General features: G+C 70.1%; 15 protein-coding genes and 1 tRNA gene. 10 read left to right on the top strand and 6 right to left on the bottom strand.

What is annotated here, in order from left to right; translation table 11 throughout:
* From C9J49_RS16725 to mnmH, 3 genes are all read left to right on the top strand, one after another.
* On the top strand, window positions 1-745 hold a 745-nt coding region (locus C9J49_RS16725; protein ID WP_111382336.1), incomplete at its 5' end, for a magnesium chelatase domain-containing protein.
* 90 nt (window positions 746-835) lie between these two features.
* Window positions 836-1,876 (top strand): selenide, water dikinase SelD, encoded by a 1,041-nt coding sequence (selD, locus tag C9J49_RS16720; RefSeq protein ID WP_375700496.1) that lies wholly within the window; start codon window positions 836-838, stop codon window positions 1,874-1,876.
* A complete protein-coding gene (gene mnmH / locus C9J49_RS16715) occupies window positions 1,873-2,997 on the top strand; it encodes a tRNA 2-selenouridine(34) synthase MnmH (RefSeq protein ID WP_107182526.1) in 1,125 nt (374 codons plus the stop codon). Before selD ends, mnmH begins: the two co-directional genes overlap by 4 nt.
* Window positions 2,998-3,001: 4 nt before the next feature.
* Here mnmH and C9J49_RS16710 read toward each other — a convergent pair whose 3' ends face one another.
* Complete coding sequence (locus tag C9J49_RS16710; RefSeq protein WP_107182525.1) at window positions 3,002-3,691, bottom strand: type 1 glutamine amidotransferase; 690 nt, start codon at window positions 3,689-3,691, stop codon at window positions 3,002-3,004.
* A 48-nt stretch (window positions 3,692-3,739) separates the two neighbouring features.
* On the opposite strand from C9J49_RS16710, the gene C9J49_RS16705 reads away from it, so the two are divergent.
* Complete coding sequence (locus C9J49_RS16705; protein WP_107182524.1) at window positions 3,740-4,033, top strand: MGMT family protein; 294 nt, start codon at window positions 3,740-3,742, stop codon at window positions 4,031-4,033.
* Window positions 4,034-4,080: 47 nt separating this feature from the next.
* On the top strand, window positions 4,081-4,659 hold the full coding sequence (locus C9J49_RS16700) for a YjaG family protein (RefSeq protein ID WP_046078128.1): 579 nt from the start codon (window positions 4,081-4,083) through the stop codon (window positions 4,657-4,659).
* Window positions 4,660-4,662: 3 nt separating this feature from the next.
* Here the strand turns inward: C9J49_RS16700 and C9J49_RS16695 are convergent, their stop codons facing one another.
* The 5 genes from C9J49_RS16695 to hisB form a co-directional block, all read right to left on the bottom strand.
* Window positions 4,663-5,178, bottom strand: coding sequence for a hypothetical protein (locus C9J49_RS16695; RefSeq protein WP_052719276.1), 516 nt, complete (start codon window positions 5,176-5,178; stop codon window positions 4,663-4,665).
* 25 nt (window positions 5,179-5,203) lie between these two features.
* Window positions 5,204-5,977 carry an imidazole glycerol phosphate synthase subunit HisF gene (gene hisF, locus C9J49_RS16690; protein WP_046078126.1) on the bottom strand — a complete coding sequence of 258 codons (774 nt, stop codon included), beginning with the start codon at window positions 5,975-5,977 and terminating at the stop codon, window positions 5,204-5,206.
* A 4-nt stretch (window positions 5,978-5,981) separates the two neighbouring features.
* Window positions 5,982-6,734 (bottom strand): 1-(5-phosphoribosyl)-5-[(5-phosphoribosylamino)methylideneamino]imidazole-4-carboxamide isomerase, encoded by a 753-nt coding sequence (gene hisA, locus C9J49_RS16685; RefSeq protein WP_035594723.1) that lies wholly within the window; start codon window positions 6,732-6,734, stop codon window positions 5,982-5,984.
* Between the two features lie 187 nt (window positions 6,735-6,921).
* Window positions 6,922-7,563, bottom strand: a complete 642-nt coding sequence (hisH, locus tag C9J49_RS16680) for an imidazole glycerol phosphate synthase subunit HisH (RefSeq protein ID WP_035594726.1) — start codon at window positions 7,561-7,563, stop codon at window positions 6,922-6,924.
* A 28-nt stretch (window positions 7,564-7,591) separates the two neighbouring features.
* On the bottom strand, window positions 7,592-8,185 hold the full coding sequence (gene hisB / locus C9J49_RS16675) for an imidazoleglycerol-phosphate dehydratase HisB (RefSeq protein ID WP_035594728.1): 594 nt from the start codon (window positions 8,183-8,185) through the stop codon (window positions 7,592-7,594).
* A 175-nt stretch (window positions 8,186-8,360) separates the two neighbouring features.
* Here hisB and C9J49_RS16670 point away from each other — a divergent pair, with 175 nt between their 5' ends.
* The 5 genes from C9J49_RS16670 (at window position 8,361) to C9J49_RS16650 (ending at window position 12,781) form a co-directional block, all read left to right on the top strand.
* Window positions 8,361-8,813: an acetyl-CoA sensor PanZ family protein gene (locus tag C9J49_RS16670; protein WP_035594730.1), complete on the top strand. Its 453-nt coding sequence runs from the start codon at window positions 8,361-8,363 to the stop codon at window positions 8,811-8,813.
* A complete protein-coding gene (locus C9J49_RS16665) occupies window positions 8,810-11,152 on the top strand; it encodes an AsmA family protein (protein WP_107182523.1) in 2,343 nt (780 codons plus the stop codon). Before C9J49_RS16670 ends, C9J49_RS16665 begins: the two co-directional genes overlap by 4 nt.
* Before the next feature lie 68 nt (window positions 11,153-11,220).
* Window positions 11,221-12,336 (top strand): A/G-specific adenine glycosylase, encoded by a 1,116-nt coding sequence (mutY, locus tag C9J49_RS16660; protein WP_046078123.1) that lies wholly within the window; start codon window positions 11,221-11,223, stop codon window positions 12,334-12,336.
* 3 nt (window positions 12,337-12,339) lie between these two features.
* Entirely contained in the window at window positions 12,340-12,612 is a 273-nt protein-coding gene (locus C9J49_RS16655) for an oxidative damage protection protein (RefSeq protein WP_035594738.1), read from the top strand.
* Between the two features lie 93 nt (window positions 12,613-12,705).
* Window positions 12,706-12,781: transfer RNA gene (locus C9J49_RS16650), tRNA-Phe, on the top strand.
* Window positions 12,782-12,828: the final 47 nt, after the last annotated feature.

Raw genomic sequence — 12,828 nt, 5'->3', positions numbered from 1 at the left:
GTCCAGCACCGTGCTGCTGCTGGTCGGCCACGTGACCAAGGACGGCACCCTGGCCGGCCCCAAGGTGCTGGAGCACATGATCGACGCCTCGCTGCTGCTCGAGGGCGGCGCCGACTCGCGCTTCCGCACCTTGCGCGGGCAGAAGAACCGCTTCGGCGCGGTCAACGAGCTCGGCGTGTTCGCCATGCTCGAGCACGGCCTCAAGGAGGTGAAGAATCCCAGCGCCATCTTCCTGTCGCGCACCGAGGAGCAGGCGCCCGGCAGTCTGGTGATGGTGGTCTGGGAGGGCACCCGGCCGATCCTGATCGAGGTGCAGGCGCTGCTCGACGACTCGGCGCTGGGCAATCCGCGGCGGGTGGCGGTGGGCGTCGACCAGAACCGTCTGTCCATGCTGCTGGCGGTGCTGCATCGCCACGGCGGACTGTTCACCGGCGATCAGGACGTGTTCCTCAACGTGGTCGGCGGGGTCAAGGTGCTCGAGACCAGCGCCGACCTGGCGGTGCTGCTGGCGGTGGTGTCGAGCCTGCAGAGCCGCCCGCTGCCGCGCGAGCTGGTGGTGTTCGGCGAAGTCGGCCTGTCCGGCGAGATCCGCCCGGTGCCGAGCGGCCAGGAGCGCATCGTCGAGGCCGCCAAGCACGGCTTCCGGCGCGCCATCGTGCCGCGCGGCAACGCGCCCAAGCATTCGCCCGAGGGCATGGAAGTGGTGCCCGTGGACAAGCTGGCCGATGCGCTGGAAGCGCTCTAGGCGCCCACCCCGCGAAGCGTGAAATCGCCGTCCAGCGACGGGGCGGGGGCGCGGTGTTGTAGAATGCCGGGAAACGACGCCAAGGAGACCGTGATGAGTGCCATCCGCCTGACGCAGTACAGCCACGGCGCCGGCTGTGGCTGCAAGATCGCCCCCGACGTCCTCGACGGCATCCTCGCCAAGGCCGGGCCGGGTGCCAGCCACTCGCGGCTGATCGTCGGCAACCAGGGCCGCGAGGACGCCGCCGTCTACGACCTGGGCGACGGCCGCGGCATGATCGCCACCACCGATTTCTTCATGCCGATCGTCGACGATCCCTTCGACTTCGGCCGCATCGCCGCCACCAATGCCATCAGTGACGTCTACGCCATGGGCGGCACGCCGATCATGGCGCTGGGCATCCTCGGCTGGCCGCTCGACAAGCTCGGCGCCGACATCGCCGGCGACGTGGTCGGCGGCGCCCAGGCGGTCTGCCGTGAGCTGGGCCTGGCGCTGGCCGGCGGCCACTCCATCGACGCCCCGGAGCCGATCTTCGGCCTGTCGGTCAATGGCCTGGTCGACCTCGAGCACCTCAAGCTCAACAAGGGCGCCCAGGTCGGCGACCTGCTGTATCTCACCAAGCCGCTGGGCGTTGGCCTGCTGACCACCGCCGAGAAGCAGGGCCTGATCCAGCCCGGCCACCAGGGCCTGGCGCGACGCACCATGCTCGCCTCCAACCGCATCGGCGCCGAGCTGGCGAAGATTCCCGGCGTGCACGCCATGACCGACGTCACCGGCTTTGGCCTGGCCGGTCATCTCAGCGAGGTCTGCGAGGCTAGCGGTGTGGCCGCGCGCATCGACTTCCGCCGCCTGCCGCGTCTCGCCGAGGCCGAGTCCTACCGCCGCCAGGGCGCGGTGCCCGGCGGCAGCGCCCGCAACCGCGAGGCCCTGGGCAAGGCCCTGCCGGCCATGGACGACGCCCACTGGCAGTGGCTGTGCGACCCGCAGACCTCCGGCGGCCTGCTGCTGTCGGTGCATCCGTCCTGGGAGGATGACGTCGAGCGCGTCGGCCGCCAGTACGGTCTCGAGCTCGAGCCGTTCGGCGAGGTGATCGCCGAGCGCGGCGAGACGCGCATCGAGGTGAAGGGATGAATCTGCCGCTGGTCGAGCCGGACCTCGCGCTGCTGCGCGAGGGTCGGGCCCTGATCGACGTGCGCGCCCCGGTGGAGTTCGCCCAGGGCGCGCTGCCCGGGGCGGTCAACCTGCCGCTGATGGACGACGAGGAGCGTCATCTCGTCGGCATCGCTTACAAGCAGCAGGGCCAGCAGGCCGCCATCGAGCTGGGCGAGCGGCTGGTCAGCGGCGGCATCAAGGCCGCCCGGGCCGACGCCTGGCGGCGCGAGCTGGAGGTCCATCCCGACGCCATCGTCTACTGCTTCCGCGGCGGGATGCGCTCTCAGATCGCCCAGCAGTGGCTGGCCGAGGCCGGCATGACCCGGCCGCGCATCCGCGGCGGCTGGAAGGCCATGCGCCAGGCGCTGTGCGCGCACATCGACGCCGCCGCCGAGCGGCCGATGCTGGTGGTGGGCGGACTCACCGGCTGCGCCAAGACCTCGCTGATCACCGCCCTGGATCAGGGCCTGGACCTGGAGGGCTGCGCGCGCCACAAGGGCTCGGCCTTCGGCCGTCATCCGCTGCCGGCGCCGTCGCAGATCGACTTCGAGCACGCCATGGGGCTGCGGCTGCTGGAGCTGCCGGGGCCGCTGGTGCTGGAGGACGAGTCGCGCCACATCGGCTCGGCCAACGTGCCGCTGACCTTCTGGCGCGGCATGGAGGCCGCCCCGCGGATTCGCGTCGAGATGCCGCTGGACTGGCGGCTGGCGCAGATCCACAAGGACTACATCGACGATCTGTGGACGGTCTATCGCCAGCAGTTCGGCGACTGGCTGGGCTGGACGCTGATGCGCAAGCAGCTGTCCGGCGCGCTGGGTCGGCTCAGGAAGCGCCTCGGCGGCGCCCGGCTGGCGCGGCTGCAGCGCTTGCAGGAGCTGGCCTTCCGCGAGCACGAGCGCGGCAATCGCCAGGCCCACGAGGCCTGGCTGGCACCGCTGCTCACCGAATACTACGACCCCATGTATCGCTACCAGCTGGAGAAGCACGACGACCAGCGCTTCCTCCACGTGGGCGACTGGGACAGCTGCCTGGCCTTCGCCCGCGACTGGGTCGCCGAGGCCGAATCAGCGCGCCGGCCGAGCGCCACCGCCTCTGCCTGAGGGGTCAGCGCATCGTGGCGTGCCTGGCCCACTGGGTGAGCACCCGGTCGAGCAGCGGCGCCAGGCGGTCGAAGCGCCGTGAATCGTCGAGCATCGCCTCGCGCTCCTGGCGATAGGGGCTCTCGGCGTCGCCCTCCGGGCGCGGCAGGTGGTCGAGCATGGCGGTGACGCTCTCGGCGGTGGCCTCCAGATGGCACAGCAGGCCGATCACCCGGCCGGCGTCCCAGGCGAAGCCCTGCAGCGGGCTCGCCGCGGTGCCGCCCAGCGGCAGGGCATCCTCGGGCAGGGCGAAGATCTCGCGGTGCCAGGTGAAGGCCTCGAAGCGCTCGGGCAGGTCGAAGGGGCTGGCCTCGGCCAGGGTCACGGTCTGCCAGCCGGTCTCGGCCAGGGTGCCGCGGGACACCGGGGCGTCCAGCGCCTCGGCGATGCGCCGGGCGCCGTGACCGATGCCGAGCAGTGGCTTGCGGCCGTCCAGGGTGCGCTCGATCAGCTTGCGCTCGCCGCGATCCCAGGCGGCGGGCGCCTGGCCCTCGGGGGCGTCGAGCACGATCAGCGCCTCGACGTCGCCGGGCCGCGGCGGCAGCTCGCCCTCGTCGAGGTGGAACACGGTGTGGCTGTGGCCCATGCTGTCGAGCCAGTCGCCGATGCGGGCGGGCCCCAGATGGGGGCTGTGCTGAAGCAGGTGAACGTGCATGCGGGCGACCTCGCCATATCGGCAAAAACTTCAGGGAAGGCAGGGTACATGAACGCGGCCCTCAAGGAACAGATACTGACCGTGCTGGCCGAGATCCCGCCGGGGCGGGTCACCACCTACGGGCGCATCGCCGCCATGACCGAGGGCGGCACGCCCCGGCTGGTGGCCCGGGCGCTGTGCGAGCTGCCGTCCGGACACGGCCTGCCGTGGTTTCGGGTGATCACCGCCTCGCGCAAGCTGGCCGACCATCCCGGCGCCGACGAGCAGCGCCGGCGGCTGATCGACGAGGGCGTGGCGTTCGATGCGTGGGGCAGAGTGGCCCCCGAACGGCTCTGGCCTTGAGTGAGCACAGGGACGATGTCGAGACAGCGATATTCCAAGGAGAATCCATGAGCGGTTTCTTTCAGCGCCTGCAGCGGCTCGAGCCGCGCCGTCAGCAGGCCTTCATGGCGGCGCTGTGCGAGCGGCTGCTGCCCAACTACGCCTTCTACGCCGAGGCCACCGGCCACGGCGATCCCAAGGCGCTGCGGGTCGTGCTCGATCTGGTGTGGGAGCGGCTGGCGGTCAAGGACGCGCGCATCGACTTCGATCGCCAGGCCGAGAAGCTGGCCGAGCTGGAGCCGCCGGCCGAGGATGACAGCTTCGGCGCCCGTCGCGCGCTGGAAGCGGTGGTGGCGATCTCGTCGCTGCTCGACACCCTGCGCGGCGACTCGCCGGAGGCGGTGCTGGAGGTGAGCCGGACCTCTCGCGGCGGCGTGCGCGCCTTCATCGAGCTGACCGAGGGCGAGGAGGACGGCGAACGCCTCGCCGCCATCGTGCGCGAGCATCCGCTGATGGGGGACGAGAACGGCTTCCAGGATGCGGTGCTCGAGGCGGTGGAAGGCGAGCTCGGCCGCGACGCCCTCAAGGCGCTGCGCCGGCTGGGCCGCAACGAGGGCGTCAGCAACCTGGGGCTGTCGATGGACTAGCGGCTAGAAGCGCGCACCGGCGGTCACCATCATGCCGGCGGTGCCGAACACGATCAGGTCGGACTCGAAGCGTCCCCATCGCGCGCCCACGCTGGGCAGCGCTACCGGCGCGGTCTCGAAGCGGTTGAAGGGGATCTTGTCGCGGTACTCGTCCTGGTAGCCGTGCAGCAGGCCGCCGGTGAGCTTGGCGCGTATAGTCAGCCGCTCGGTGGGCTGCCAGAAGGGGAACTCGCGCCCCGCATACCAGTACCAGGTGGGCTGGTCGAAGGAGTTCTTGAACCAGGCGGTGCCGGCGAGCCAGCGCTGCGGGTTATGCAGCTCCAGGCTGACAAGCTGCTGCCGGTTGTTGTGTTCCGGGTCGGCGCTGAAGTGTCGGGTGTAGAGGCTGGTCTGCACCAGCACATGGTCCAGCGTCGGCGCCGGGGGCCAGGCCGGCTCCGCCTCGGCGGCGGCCGGGCCGGCGAGCGCCAGCATTGCAGGCAGGGCCAGCCTGCCTGCCACCTTCCATGGTGATGTCATTCGTGTCCTTGTCTCCGGAGGCCTGTCAGAGGCGCATTTCGATGCCGCGTTCGGCCATGTAGCGCTTGGCCTCGGGGATGGTGTACTCGCCGAAGTGGAAGATGCTGGCCGCCAGCACCGCGTCGGCGCCGCCGTCCTTCACGCCCTCGACCAGGTGGTCGAGGTTGCCCACGCCGCCGGAGGCGATCACCGGCACGCTCACCGCTTCCGAGATGGCGTGGGTCACGCCGATGTCGAAGCCGATCCTGGTGCCGTCGCGGTCCATGCTGGTCAGCAGCAGCTCGCCGGCGCCCAGGTCGACCATCTTCCTGGCCCACTCCACGGCATCGAGCCCGGTGGGGCGGCGGCCGCCGTGGGTGAAGATCTCCCAGCGCGGTGCCTCGCCTTCCTCGGAGACCTTCTTGGCGTCGATGGCCACCACGATGCACTGGCTGCCGAAGCGCTCGGCGGCCTCGTGCACGAACTCGGGGTTGTGCACGGCGGCGGTGTTGATCGACACCTTGTCGGCGCCAGCGTTGAGCATGGTGCGGATGTCGTCGCAGGTGCGGATACCGCCGCCCACGGTCAGCGGGATGAAGACCTCGCCGGCGATGCGCTCGACCATCTCCACCGTGGTGCCGCGGTCCTCGTGGCTGGCGGTGATGTCGAGGAAGGTGATCTCGTCGGCGCCCTGCTGGTTGTAGCGCTGGGCGATCTCCACCGGGTCACCGGCGTCGCGGATGCCGATGAAGTTGACGCCCTTGACCACCCGGCCGGCATCGACGTCCAGGCAGGGGATGATGCGCTTGGCGAGTCCCATGGTGTCAGCTCCCGTCGCGTTGGCCGGTGAGGCGGTCGCACAGTGCCTGGGCCTCGGCCACGTCCAGGCTGCCTTCGTAGATGGCGCGACCGGTGATGGCGCCGAGGATGCCCGGCTCGCCGGCCGCGATCAGTTCGCGCAGGTCGTCGAGGTTGGTCACGCCGCCGGAGGCGATCACCGGCAGGCCACCCTCGCGGGCCAGCTCGGCGGTGGCCTCGACGTTGACGCCGCCCATCATGCCGTCGCGGGCGATGTCGGTGTAGACGATCGAGGACACGCCGTCGTCGGCGAAGCGCTTGGCCAGTTCGGTGGCCTTCAGGGTCGAGACCTCGGCCCAGCCGTCGGTGGCCACGAAGCCGTCGCGAGCGTCCAGGCCGACGATCACGTGGCCGGCGAAGGCCTGGCACATCTCGGTGACGAAGGCCGGTTCCTTGACCGCCTTGGTGCCGATGATGACCTGGGACACGCCGGCGTCCAGGTAGTGCTCGATGGTCTCGGCCGAGCGGATGCCGCCGCCGATCTGGATCGGCAGGTTGGGGTAGGCGCGGGCGATGGCGGTGACCGCCTCGCCGTTGACCGGCTCGCCCTCGAAGGCGCCGTTGAGGTCGACCAGGTGCAGGCGGCGGGCGCCGGCCTCGACCCAGCGCGCGGCCATGGCCACGGGATCGTCGCCGTAGGTGGTGGCATCGTCCATCCGCCCCTGCTTGAGGCGAACGCACTTGCCGTCCTTGAGATCGATGGCGGGGATTACCAGCATGTCCAGTCCTCTACGGGCGCTCAGCGGGCGCCCCTTTGATTGTCAGGCGCGGCAGCGGGCGCCCTGGAAATTGTCGTAGGCGCGGCAGCAGGCGCCCTGGAAATGGTAAGGGGCGCGGGGTCGGGCGCCCTTGAAACCGTTGTCATGGGCGCGGCAACGGGCGCCCTGGCAATGCTGCAGTGGCCGCTCAGGGCTCCCACTGCACGAAGTTTTCCAGCAGTCGAAGGCCGGCCCGGGAGCTCTTCTCCGGATGGAACTGCACGGCGAAGGTGGCATCGCGGCCGGTGGCCACGTGGGCGGTGACGCGACCGTAGTCGGTGGTGCCGAACACCTGGGCGTCCTCGCCGGCCTCCACGTAGTAGCTGTGCACGAAGTAGAAGTGCTCCTGGTCGTCGATGCCCTTCCACAGTGGGTGGTCGTGGCGCTGGCGCACCAGGTTCCAGCCCATGTGCGGCACCTTCAGGCGATGGTCCATGTCGTCGCGCATGTCGACGGGGAAGCGGCGCACCTGGCCGGTCATGAAGCCCAGGCAGTCGATGCCGCCGTTCTCCTCGCTGCGCTGATGCAGCATCTGCTGGCCGACGCAGATGCCGAGCAGCGGCTTGGCCTGCTGGGCCAGCAGCTCCTCGACCAGGCCGCGCAGCTCGGTGCGCTCGAGTTCGCCCATGCAGTCGCGGATGGCGCCCTGGCCGGGCAGCACCAGGCGCGTGGCGCCCTGGATGCGGCGGGCGTCGCGGGTCACCACTACGTGCTCGTGGGTGACGTGCTCCAGTGCCTTGGCGACGGAATGCAGGTTGCCCATTCCGTAGTCGATGACGGCAATGGTCATGGGACGCTCCTCGTGTCGGTCGGCGGGATCACAGGCTGCCCTTGGTGGACGGCATCTGGCCGGCCATGCGCGGGTCTTCGGCGGCGGCCATGCGCAGCGCCCGGCCGAAGGCCTTGAAGATGGTTTCCGCCTGATGGTGGGCGTTGAAGCCCTTCAGGTTGTCGATGTGCAGGGTGACCTTGGCGTGGTTCACGAAGCCCTGGAAGAACTCCCAGAACAGCTGGGTATCCAGGCGGCCGATGCTGGCGCGGGTGAACTCGACGTCCATGAACAGGCCCGGGCGCCCGGAGAAGTCTACCACGACCCGCGACAGCGCCTCGTCGAGCGGCACGTAGGCGTGGCCGTAGCGGTAGATGCCGCGCTTGTCGCCGATCGCCTGGTCGAAGGCCTGGCCCAGGGTGATGCCGAGATCCTCGACGGTGTGGTGGTCGTCGATGTGCAGGTCGCCCACTGCCTTGATCTCGAGGTCGATCATGCCGTGGCGGGCGACCTGGTCGAGCATGTGGTCGAGGAAGGGGACGCCGGTCTCGCAGACCAGCTGGCCCTTGCCGTCGAGGTTCACGGTGACCGTGATCTGGGTTTCCTTGGTGTCGCGGGTGACCGTGGCGATACGCTCGGACATGTCGGGTCTCCAGCGCCTGGGCGCGTGTCGTGATGGGGGGGCCGCCGTCGGGGCGGAAAAGACGGGGCGGCCCCGCCGTTGCAAGGCTGCCATTATAGTGAAACGCTACCCCCATTCGCTACAATGCCCCAACCATGCGGCAGGCCCGGCCTGCCTCTTTCAGGGAGATACCTGCATGCCGGTCACGCTACAGCGCGTCGATCAAGCGACCTGGGAAGCGGACGCCCAGGTACGCCACGATCTGACACGCATCTACGCCGATGCCCCCGCCGAGCGCCTGCCGGCCCCGCCCGAGCGATTCGTCGACGACCATCTGGCCGCCGAGCGCTTCTTCTTCTGTGCCCGTTTCAATGATCGTCTGCTGGGGGCGCTGGCCGTGTCCCCGGATGACCAGGCCTGGTGGCTGTCGCACCTGTGCGTGCGCCAGACCACCCGCCGCCGCGGCGTCGGCTCGCGGCTGCTGGCCCTCACCGGCGAGGCCGCCCACGCCGACGGCCGCCGGCTGCGCGTGCTGGCCTCCCAGCTGCCCATGGCCGATCAGGTGCTGCTGAGCCGCATGGGTTACCGCCTGACCCAGGAAGGCGACTACTTCGAACTGGATCTCTCGCCCAAAGGAGCCGGGCAATGAAGCGAATCCTGCGTACTCTGCTGGCCGCCATCGGGGTCCTCGGCCTGGTGCTGGTCGGTGCCGTGGTGTTCATCACCACCTTCTTCGACCCCGAGGACCTCAAGCCACGACTGGTCGACGTCGTGCGCGAGCACAGCGGGTTGGAGCTGGAGCTGGACGGCCCGCTGAGCTGGTCCTTCTACCCGCGGCTGGGTGTCGGCGTGGAAAGCGCCGAGGCGCGACTGCCGGAACAGGTCGTCGACGACGCGCCCTTCGCCGCCTTCGACCACGCCGAGGTCAGCCTGGCGATGGCCCCGCTGCTGCGCGGCGAGATCGCCATCGACGGCCTGACCCTCGAGGGGGTCGACCTCAACCTCGAGCGCAACGCCGAGGGGCGTGGCAACTGGGAGGCGCTGATCGAGCGCCTGCGCAACCGCGGCGAGCAGGCCGAGGCGGTGCTGGCGCCGGCCAGCGCCGGCCCCAACCCTCGTGGCGATGCCAGCGCCCTGGACGTGGCGCTGAACATCGCCAGCGTGCAGGTGCGCGGCGGCCGCATCGACTATCGCGACGTCCAGGCCGGGCGAGAGATGACGCTCTCGGACGTCGACATCACCGGCAGCAACGTCAATCCCGATCATCCCTTCCCGCTCAGCGCCAGCCTCGACGTCGCGCTGCGCGACGGGCTGGGTGCCGAGACGCCGCAGCTGGCCAGCGAGCTGAGTCTCGAGACACGGGTCAGCCTGGGGCTGGCCGAGGGGCGTCATGTGCTCCAGGGGCTGGCGCTGGACACCCATACCCGCCTCGACGGTGCCGACGAAGCCCAGCGGCTCGAGCTCGCCGCCGACGAGCTGGTGCTCGATCTCTCCGGCGACCGGGTGCGGGTGAATGGTGGCCAGCTGGAGGCCGGCCTGATGGGCCCGCGGCTGGGCGAGCAGCGCCTGCCGCTGTCGCTGGCCTTCGGTCTCGACGCCGACCTGGCCGCCCGAAGCGCTCGCCTGAGCGAGCTGGCGCTGAGCGGGCCCGACGGCCTCGACCTCCAGGGCAACCTGACGCTGACCGAGCTGGTCGAGGCGCCGGCCTACGAGGGCCAGTTGAGCCTCGCCGAGCTCTCGCTACGGCCCTGGCTGGAGCGCTTCGACGCTCTGCCGGACATGGCCGCCGACGCGGCCCTGAGCCAGGTGGCGCTGACCAGCCCCATCGAAGGCGACCTGGAGCGCGTCACCCTCGACGGCCTTAACCTCAAGCTCGACGGCAGCACCTTCAACGGTCGCCTGGGGGCGAACCTCGACGGCACGCGCCTGGAGGCCGACCTGCAGGGCGACCGTCTGAACATGGACGACTACCTGCCGGCCGCCGATCCTTCCGCCGAGACCGCCGGCGGCCCGAGCCTGCCGGGCGTGGGGCGTGCCCTGGCTCAGGACGCACGGCAGGCGCTGCTGCCCGCCGACTGGCTGGCCACGCTTTCCCTCGACGCCGAGCTGAGCCTCGGCGAACTGATCCTGATGGACCAGAGCTTCAGCGACGTCAGCCTCACGCTGGCCGGCGACGACGGCCGCCAGCGGCTGGTGAACTTTGCGTCCGGCCTCCACGAGGGGCGTCTCTCGGCCACCGGCGAGCTGGACGCCCGCGAGACGCCGCTGCGCTGGCAGCTGTCGCCGCGCGTCGAGAACCTGCGTCTGGGCTCGCTGCTGACTTCGCTGGGCGAGGAGCCGGCGCCGCTGGAAGGCAGGCTGAGCGCCGAGGGCGAGCTGACGACCCGCGGCAACAGCGTGCCCGAGCTCAAGCGTGCCCTGAACGGTCGGCTCGCCACGCGCCTGGCCGAGGGGCGCATTCCCGGCGTCAACGTCTCCCAGGAGCTGTGCACCACCACCGCGCGCCTGGAAGGCGAGAGCACCAGCCGCGACTGGGCCCCGGACACCCGCTTCCAGCGCGCCGAGGCCAGCTTCCGCATCCGCGATGGCGTGGCCGAGAGCGATGACCTGAATGTCGCCATCCCCGGCATCGGCCTGGGCGGCGAGGGCAGCTTCGACCTGACCAGCGAGCGCTTCGCCCTGCGCGCCAACGCCCGCTTCACCGGCGAGGACGTGGACGCCGCCTGCGAGGTCAATCGGCGGCTGGTCGACGTGCCCTTCCCGGTGCGCTGCGAGGGTCAGCTGGGCGGCGACAGCGGCGAGTGGTGTCGCTTCGACCGCGACGCCTTCCGCTCCACGCTGGGCGACCTGCTGCGCGAGGAAGTCTCTCAGCGCGCCAACGACAAGCTGCGCGAGAGCCTCGGCAACGCGGTGGAAAAACTCGACGAACGCATCGGCGATGATTCGCGTCGGGAACTTCGCGACGCCCTCGATGGTCTCTTCAATTGAGCAAGCAATAGCCAGTCCCTGCGCCGACTCTTATAGTCGGCGCTTTTTTTCGTGCCGAGACAATGCCCATGACGGAGACGCCCCCCGCCATCCTGCCTCCCGACACCTTCCAGCGACGCCTGCTCGAGTGGTTCGACGTCCACGGCCGCCACGACCTGCCCTGGCAGCACGAGCGCACGCCCTACCGGGTGTGGGTCTCGGAGATCATGCTGCAGCAGACCCAGGTCGCCACCGTGATTCCCTACTTCGAGCGCTTCATGGAGCGCTTCCCCGACGTGCGCTCGCTGGCGGCCGCCGAGCAGGACGAGGTGCTGCATCTATGGACCGGGCTCGGCTACTACGCCCGCGGGCGCAACCTGCACAAGGCCGCCCAGGTAGTCGTAGAAGAACACGACGGCGAGTTCCCGGTGCACAGCCTCGACGCCATGGCCGCGCTGCCCGGCATCGGCCGCTCCACCGCCGGCGCGGTGATCGCCCAGAGCACCGGCCGGCGGGCGGTGATCCTCGACGGCAACGTCAAGCGCGTGCTCACGCGGCTGCACGCCGTGGAAGGCTGGCCCGGCCGGCCCGCGGTGGAGCGTGAGCTGTGGGGCCTCGCCGAGCACTACACGCCCGAGCGCCGGGTGGTCGACTTCACCCAGGCGATGATGGATCTGGGCGCCACCCTGTGCCGTCGCGGCCAGCCCGACTGCGAGCGCTGCCCCTTCAATGACGTGTGCGTGGCCCGGGCACGCGGCGAGCAGAAGCGCTTTCCGGAGTCCAAGCCCAGGAAGGCCATTCCCACCCGCACCACCACCATGCTGCTGCTGCAGGACGAGGCCGGGCGGGTACTGCTCGAGCAGCGCCCCTCCAGCGGCCTGTGGGGCGGGCTGTGGAGCCTGCCGCAGTTCGATACCTCGCTGGAGCTGCGCGCCTGGCTCGACCACCACGCCCCCGGTGCCAGCCTGGAAGCGCCCTGGGAGGCCTTCACCCACGTGTTCAGCCATTTCCGCCTCGAGATCACCCCGCAGCCGGCGCGGGTGAGCCGGCTCGACGGCGTGGGCGAGGCGCGGCGCTGGTTCGACCCCGCCGAGCCGGACAGCATCGGCCTGGCCGCGCCGGTGAAAGGCTTGCTGGACGCGCTGCGCCCCTTCACCCTGAGCGTCCAGGACGCGCCCCATTCTTCCTCATCCCAGGAGCCATGACCGATGAGCCAGACCGTCTTCTGCCGCAAGTACCAGCAAGAACTCGAGGCCCTGCCGTTCCCGCCGCTGCCGGGCAAGAAGGGCCAGGAGATCCAGGCCACCGTTTCGAAGCAGGCCTGGGAGGAGTGGCAGGCCCTGCAGACCCGCCTGATCAACGAGAAGCACCTCAACATGCTCGAGCCCTCGGCGCGCGAGTACCTGATGGAGCAGCTGGAGCGTTTCCTCGATAACGAGCAGACCGATCAGGCGGAAGGCTTTGTGCCGCCCGAAAAGTAGGCGTGACGGGGCCTGCAGCCGTCTTCCAACTTTTTGAATCGAAAAGAGTTGACGACAGCGGGCCATTACGGTTTAATACGCACCGTTGGCGAGGGCCAGATAGCTCAGTCGGTAGAGCAGGGGATTGAAAATCCCCGTGTCGGCGGTTCGATTCCGTCTCTGGCCACCACGTTGGGGTATAGCCAAGCGGTAAGGCACCGGTTTTTGGTATCGGCA

The organism is Halomonas sp. SL1, assembly GCF_003030865.2.
Classification (GTDB): domain Bacteria; phylum Pseudomonadota; class Gammaproteobacteria; order Pseudomonadales; family Halomonadaceae; genus Halomonas; species Halomonas halophila.
This window is presented reverse-complemented; position numbering and strand designations above follow the sequence as displayed.

What these genes read in the sequence shown, in the direction of transcription:
- mnmH (WP_107182526.1), top strand. Translation starts at nt 1,873, where the DNA reads ATGAATCTGCCGCTGGTCGAGCCGGACCTCGCGCTGCTGCGCGAGGGT.
- C9J49_RS16700 (WP_046078128.1), top strand. Translation starts at nt 4,081, where the DNA reads ATGAGCGGTTTCTTTCAGCGCCTGCAGCGGCTCGAGCCGCGCCGTCAG.
- hisH (WP_035594726.1), bottom strand. Translation starts at nt 7,563, where the DNA reads ATGACCATTGCCGTCATCGACTACGGAATGGGCAACCTGCATTCCGTC.
- C9J49_RS16695 (WP_052719276.1), bottom strand. Translation starts at nt 5,178, where the DNA reads ATGACATCACCATGGAAGGTGGCAGGCAGGCTGGCCCTGCCTGCAATG.
- hisB (WP_035594728.1), bottom strand. Translation starts at nt 8,185, where the DNA reads ATGTCCGAGCGTATCGCCACGGTCACCCGCGACACCAAGGAAACCCAG.
- C9J49_RS16710 (WP_107182525.1), bottom strand. Translation starts at nt 3,691, where the DNA reads ATGCACGTTCACCTGCTTCAGCACAGCCCCCATCTGGGGCCCGCCCGC.
- mutY (WP_046078123.1), top strand. Translation starts at nt 11,221, where the DNA reads ATGACGGAGACGCCCCCCGCCATCCTGCCTCCCGACACCTTCCAGCGA.
- C9J49_RS16705 (WP_107182524.1), top strand. Translation starts at nt 3,740, where the DNA reads ATGAACGCGGCCCTCAAGGAACAGATACTGACCGTGCTGGCCGAGATC.
- hisA (WP_035594723.1), bottom strand. Translation starts at nt 6,734, where the DNA reads ATGCTGGTAATCCCCGCCATCGATCTCAAGGACGGCAAGTGCGTTCGC.
- C9J49_RS16670 (WP_035594730.1), top strand. Translation starts at nt 8,361, where the DNA reads ATGCCGGTCACGCTACAGCGCGTCGATCAAGCGACCTGGGAAGCGGAC.
- C9J49_RS16665 (WP_107182523.1), top strand. Translation starts at nt 8,810, where the DNA reads ATGAAGCGAATCCTGCGTACTCTGCTGGCCGCCATCGGGGTCCTCGGC.
- hisF (WP_046078126.1), bottom strand. Translation starts at nt 5,977, where the DNA reads ATGGGACTCGCCAAGCGCATCATCCCCTGCCTGGACGTCGATGCCGGC.
- C9J49_RS16655 (WP_035594738.1), top strand. Translation starts at nt 12,340, where the DNA reads ATGAGCCAGACCGTCTTCTGCCGCAAGTACCAGCAAGAACTCGAGGCC.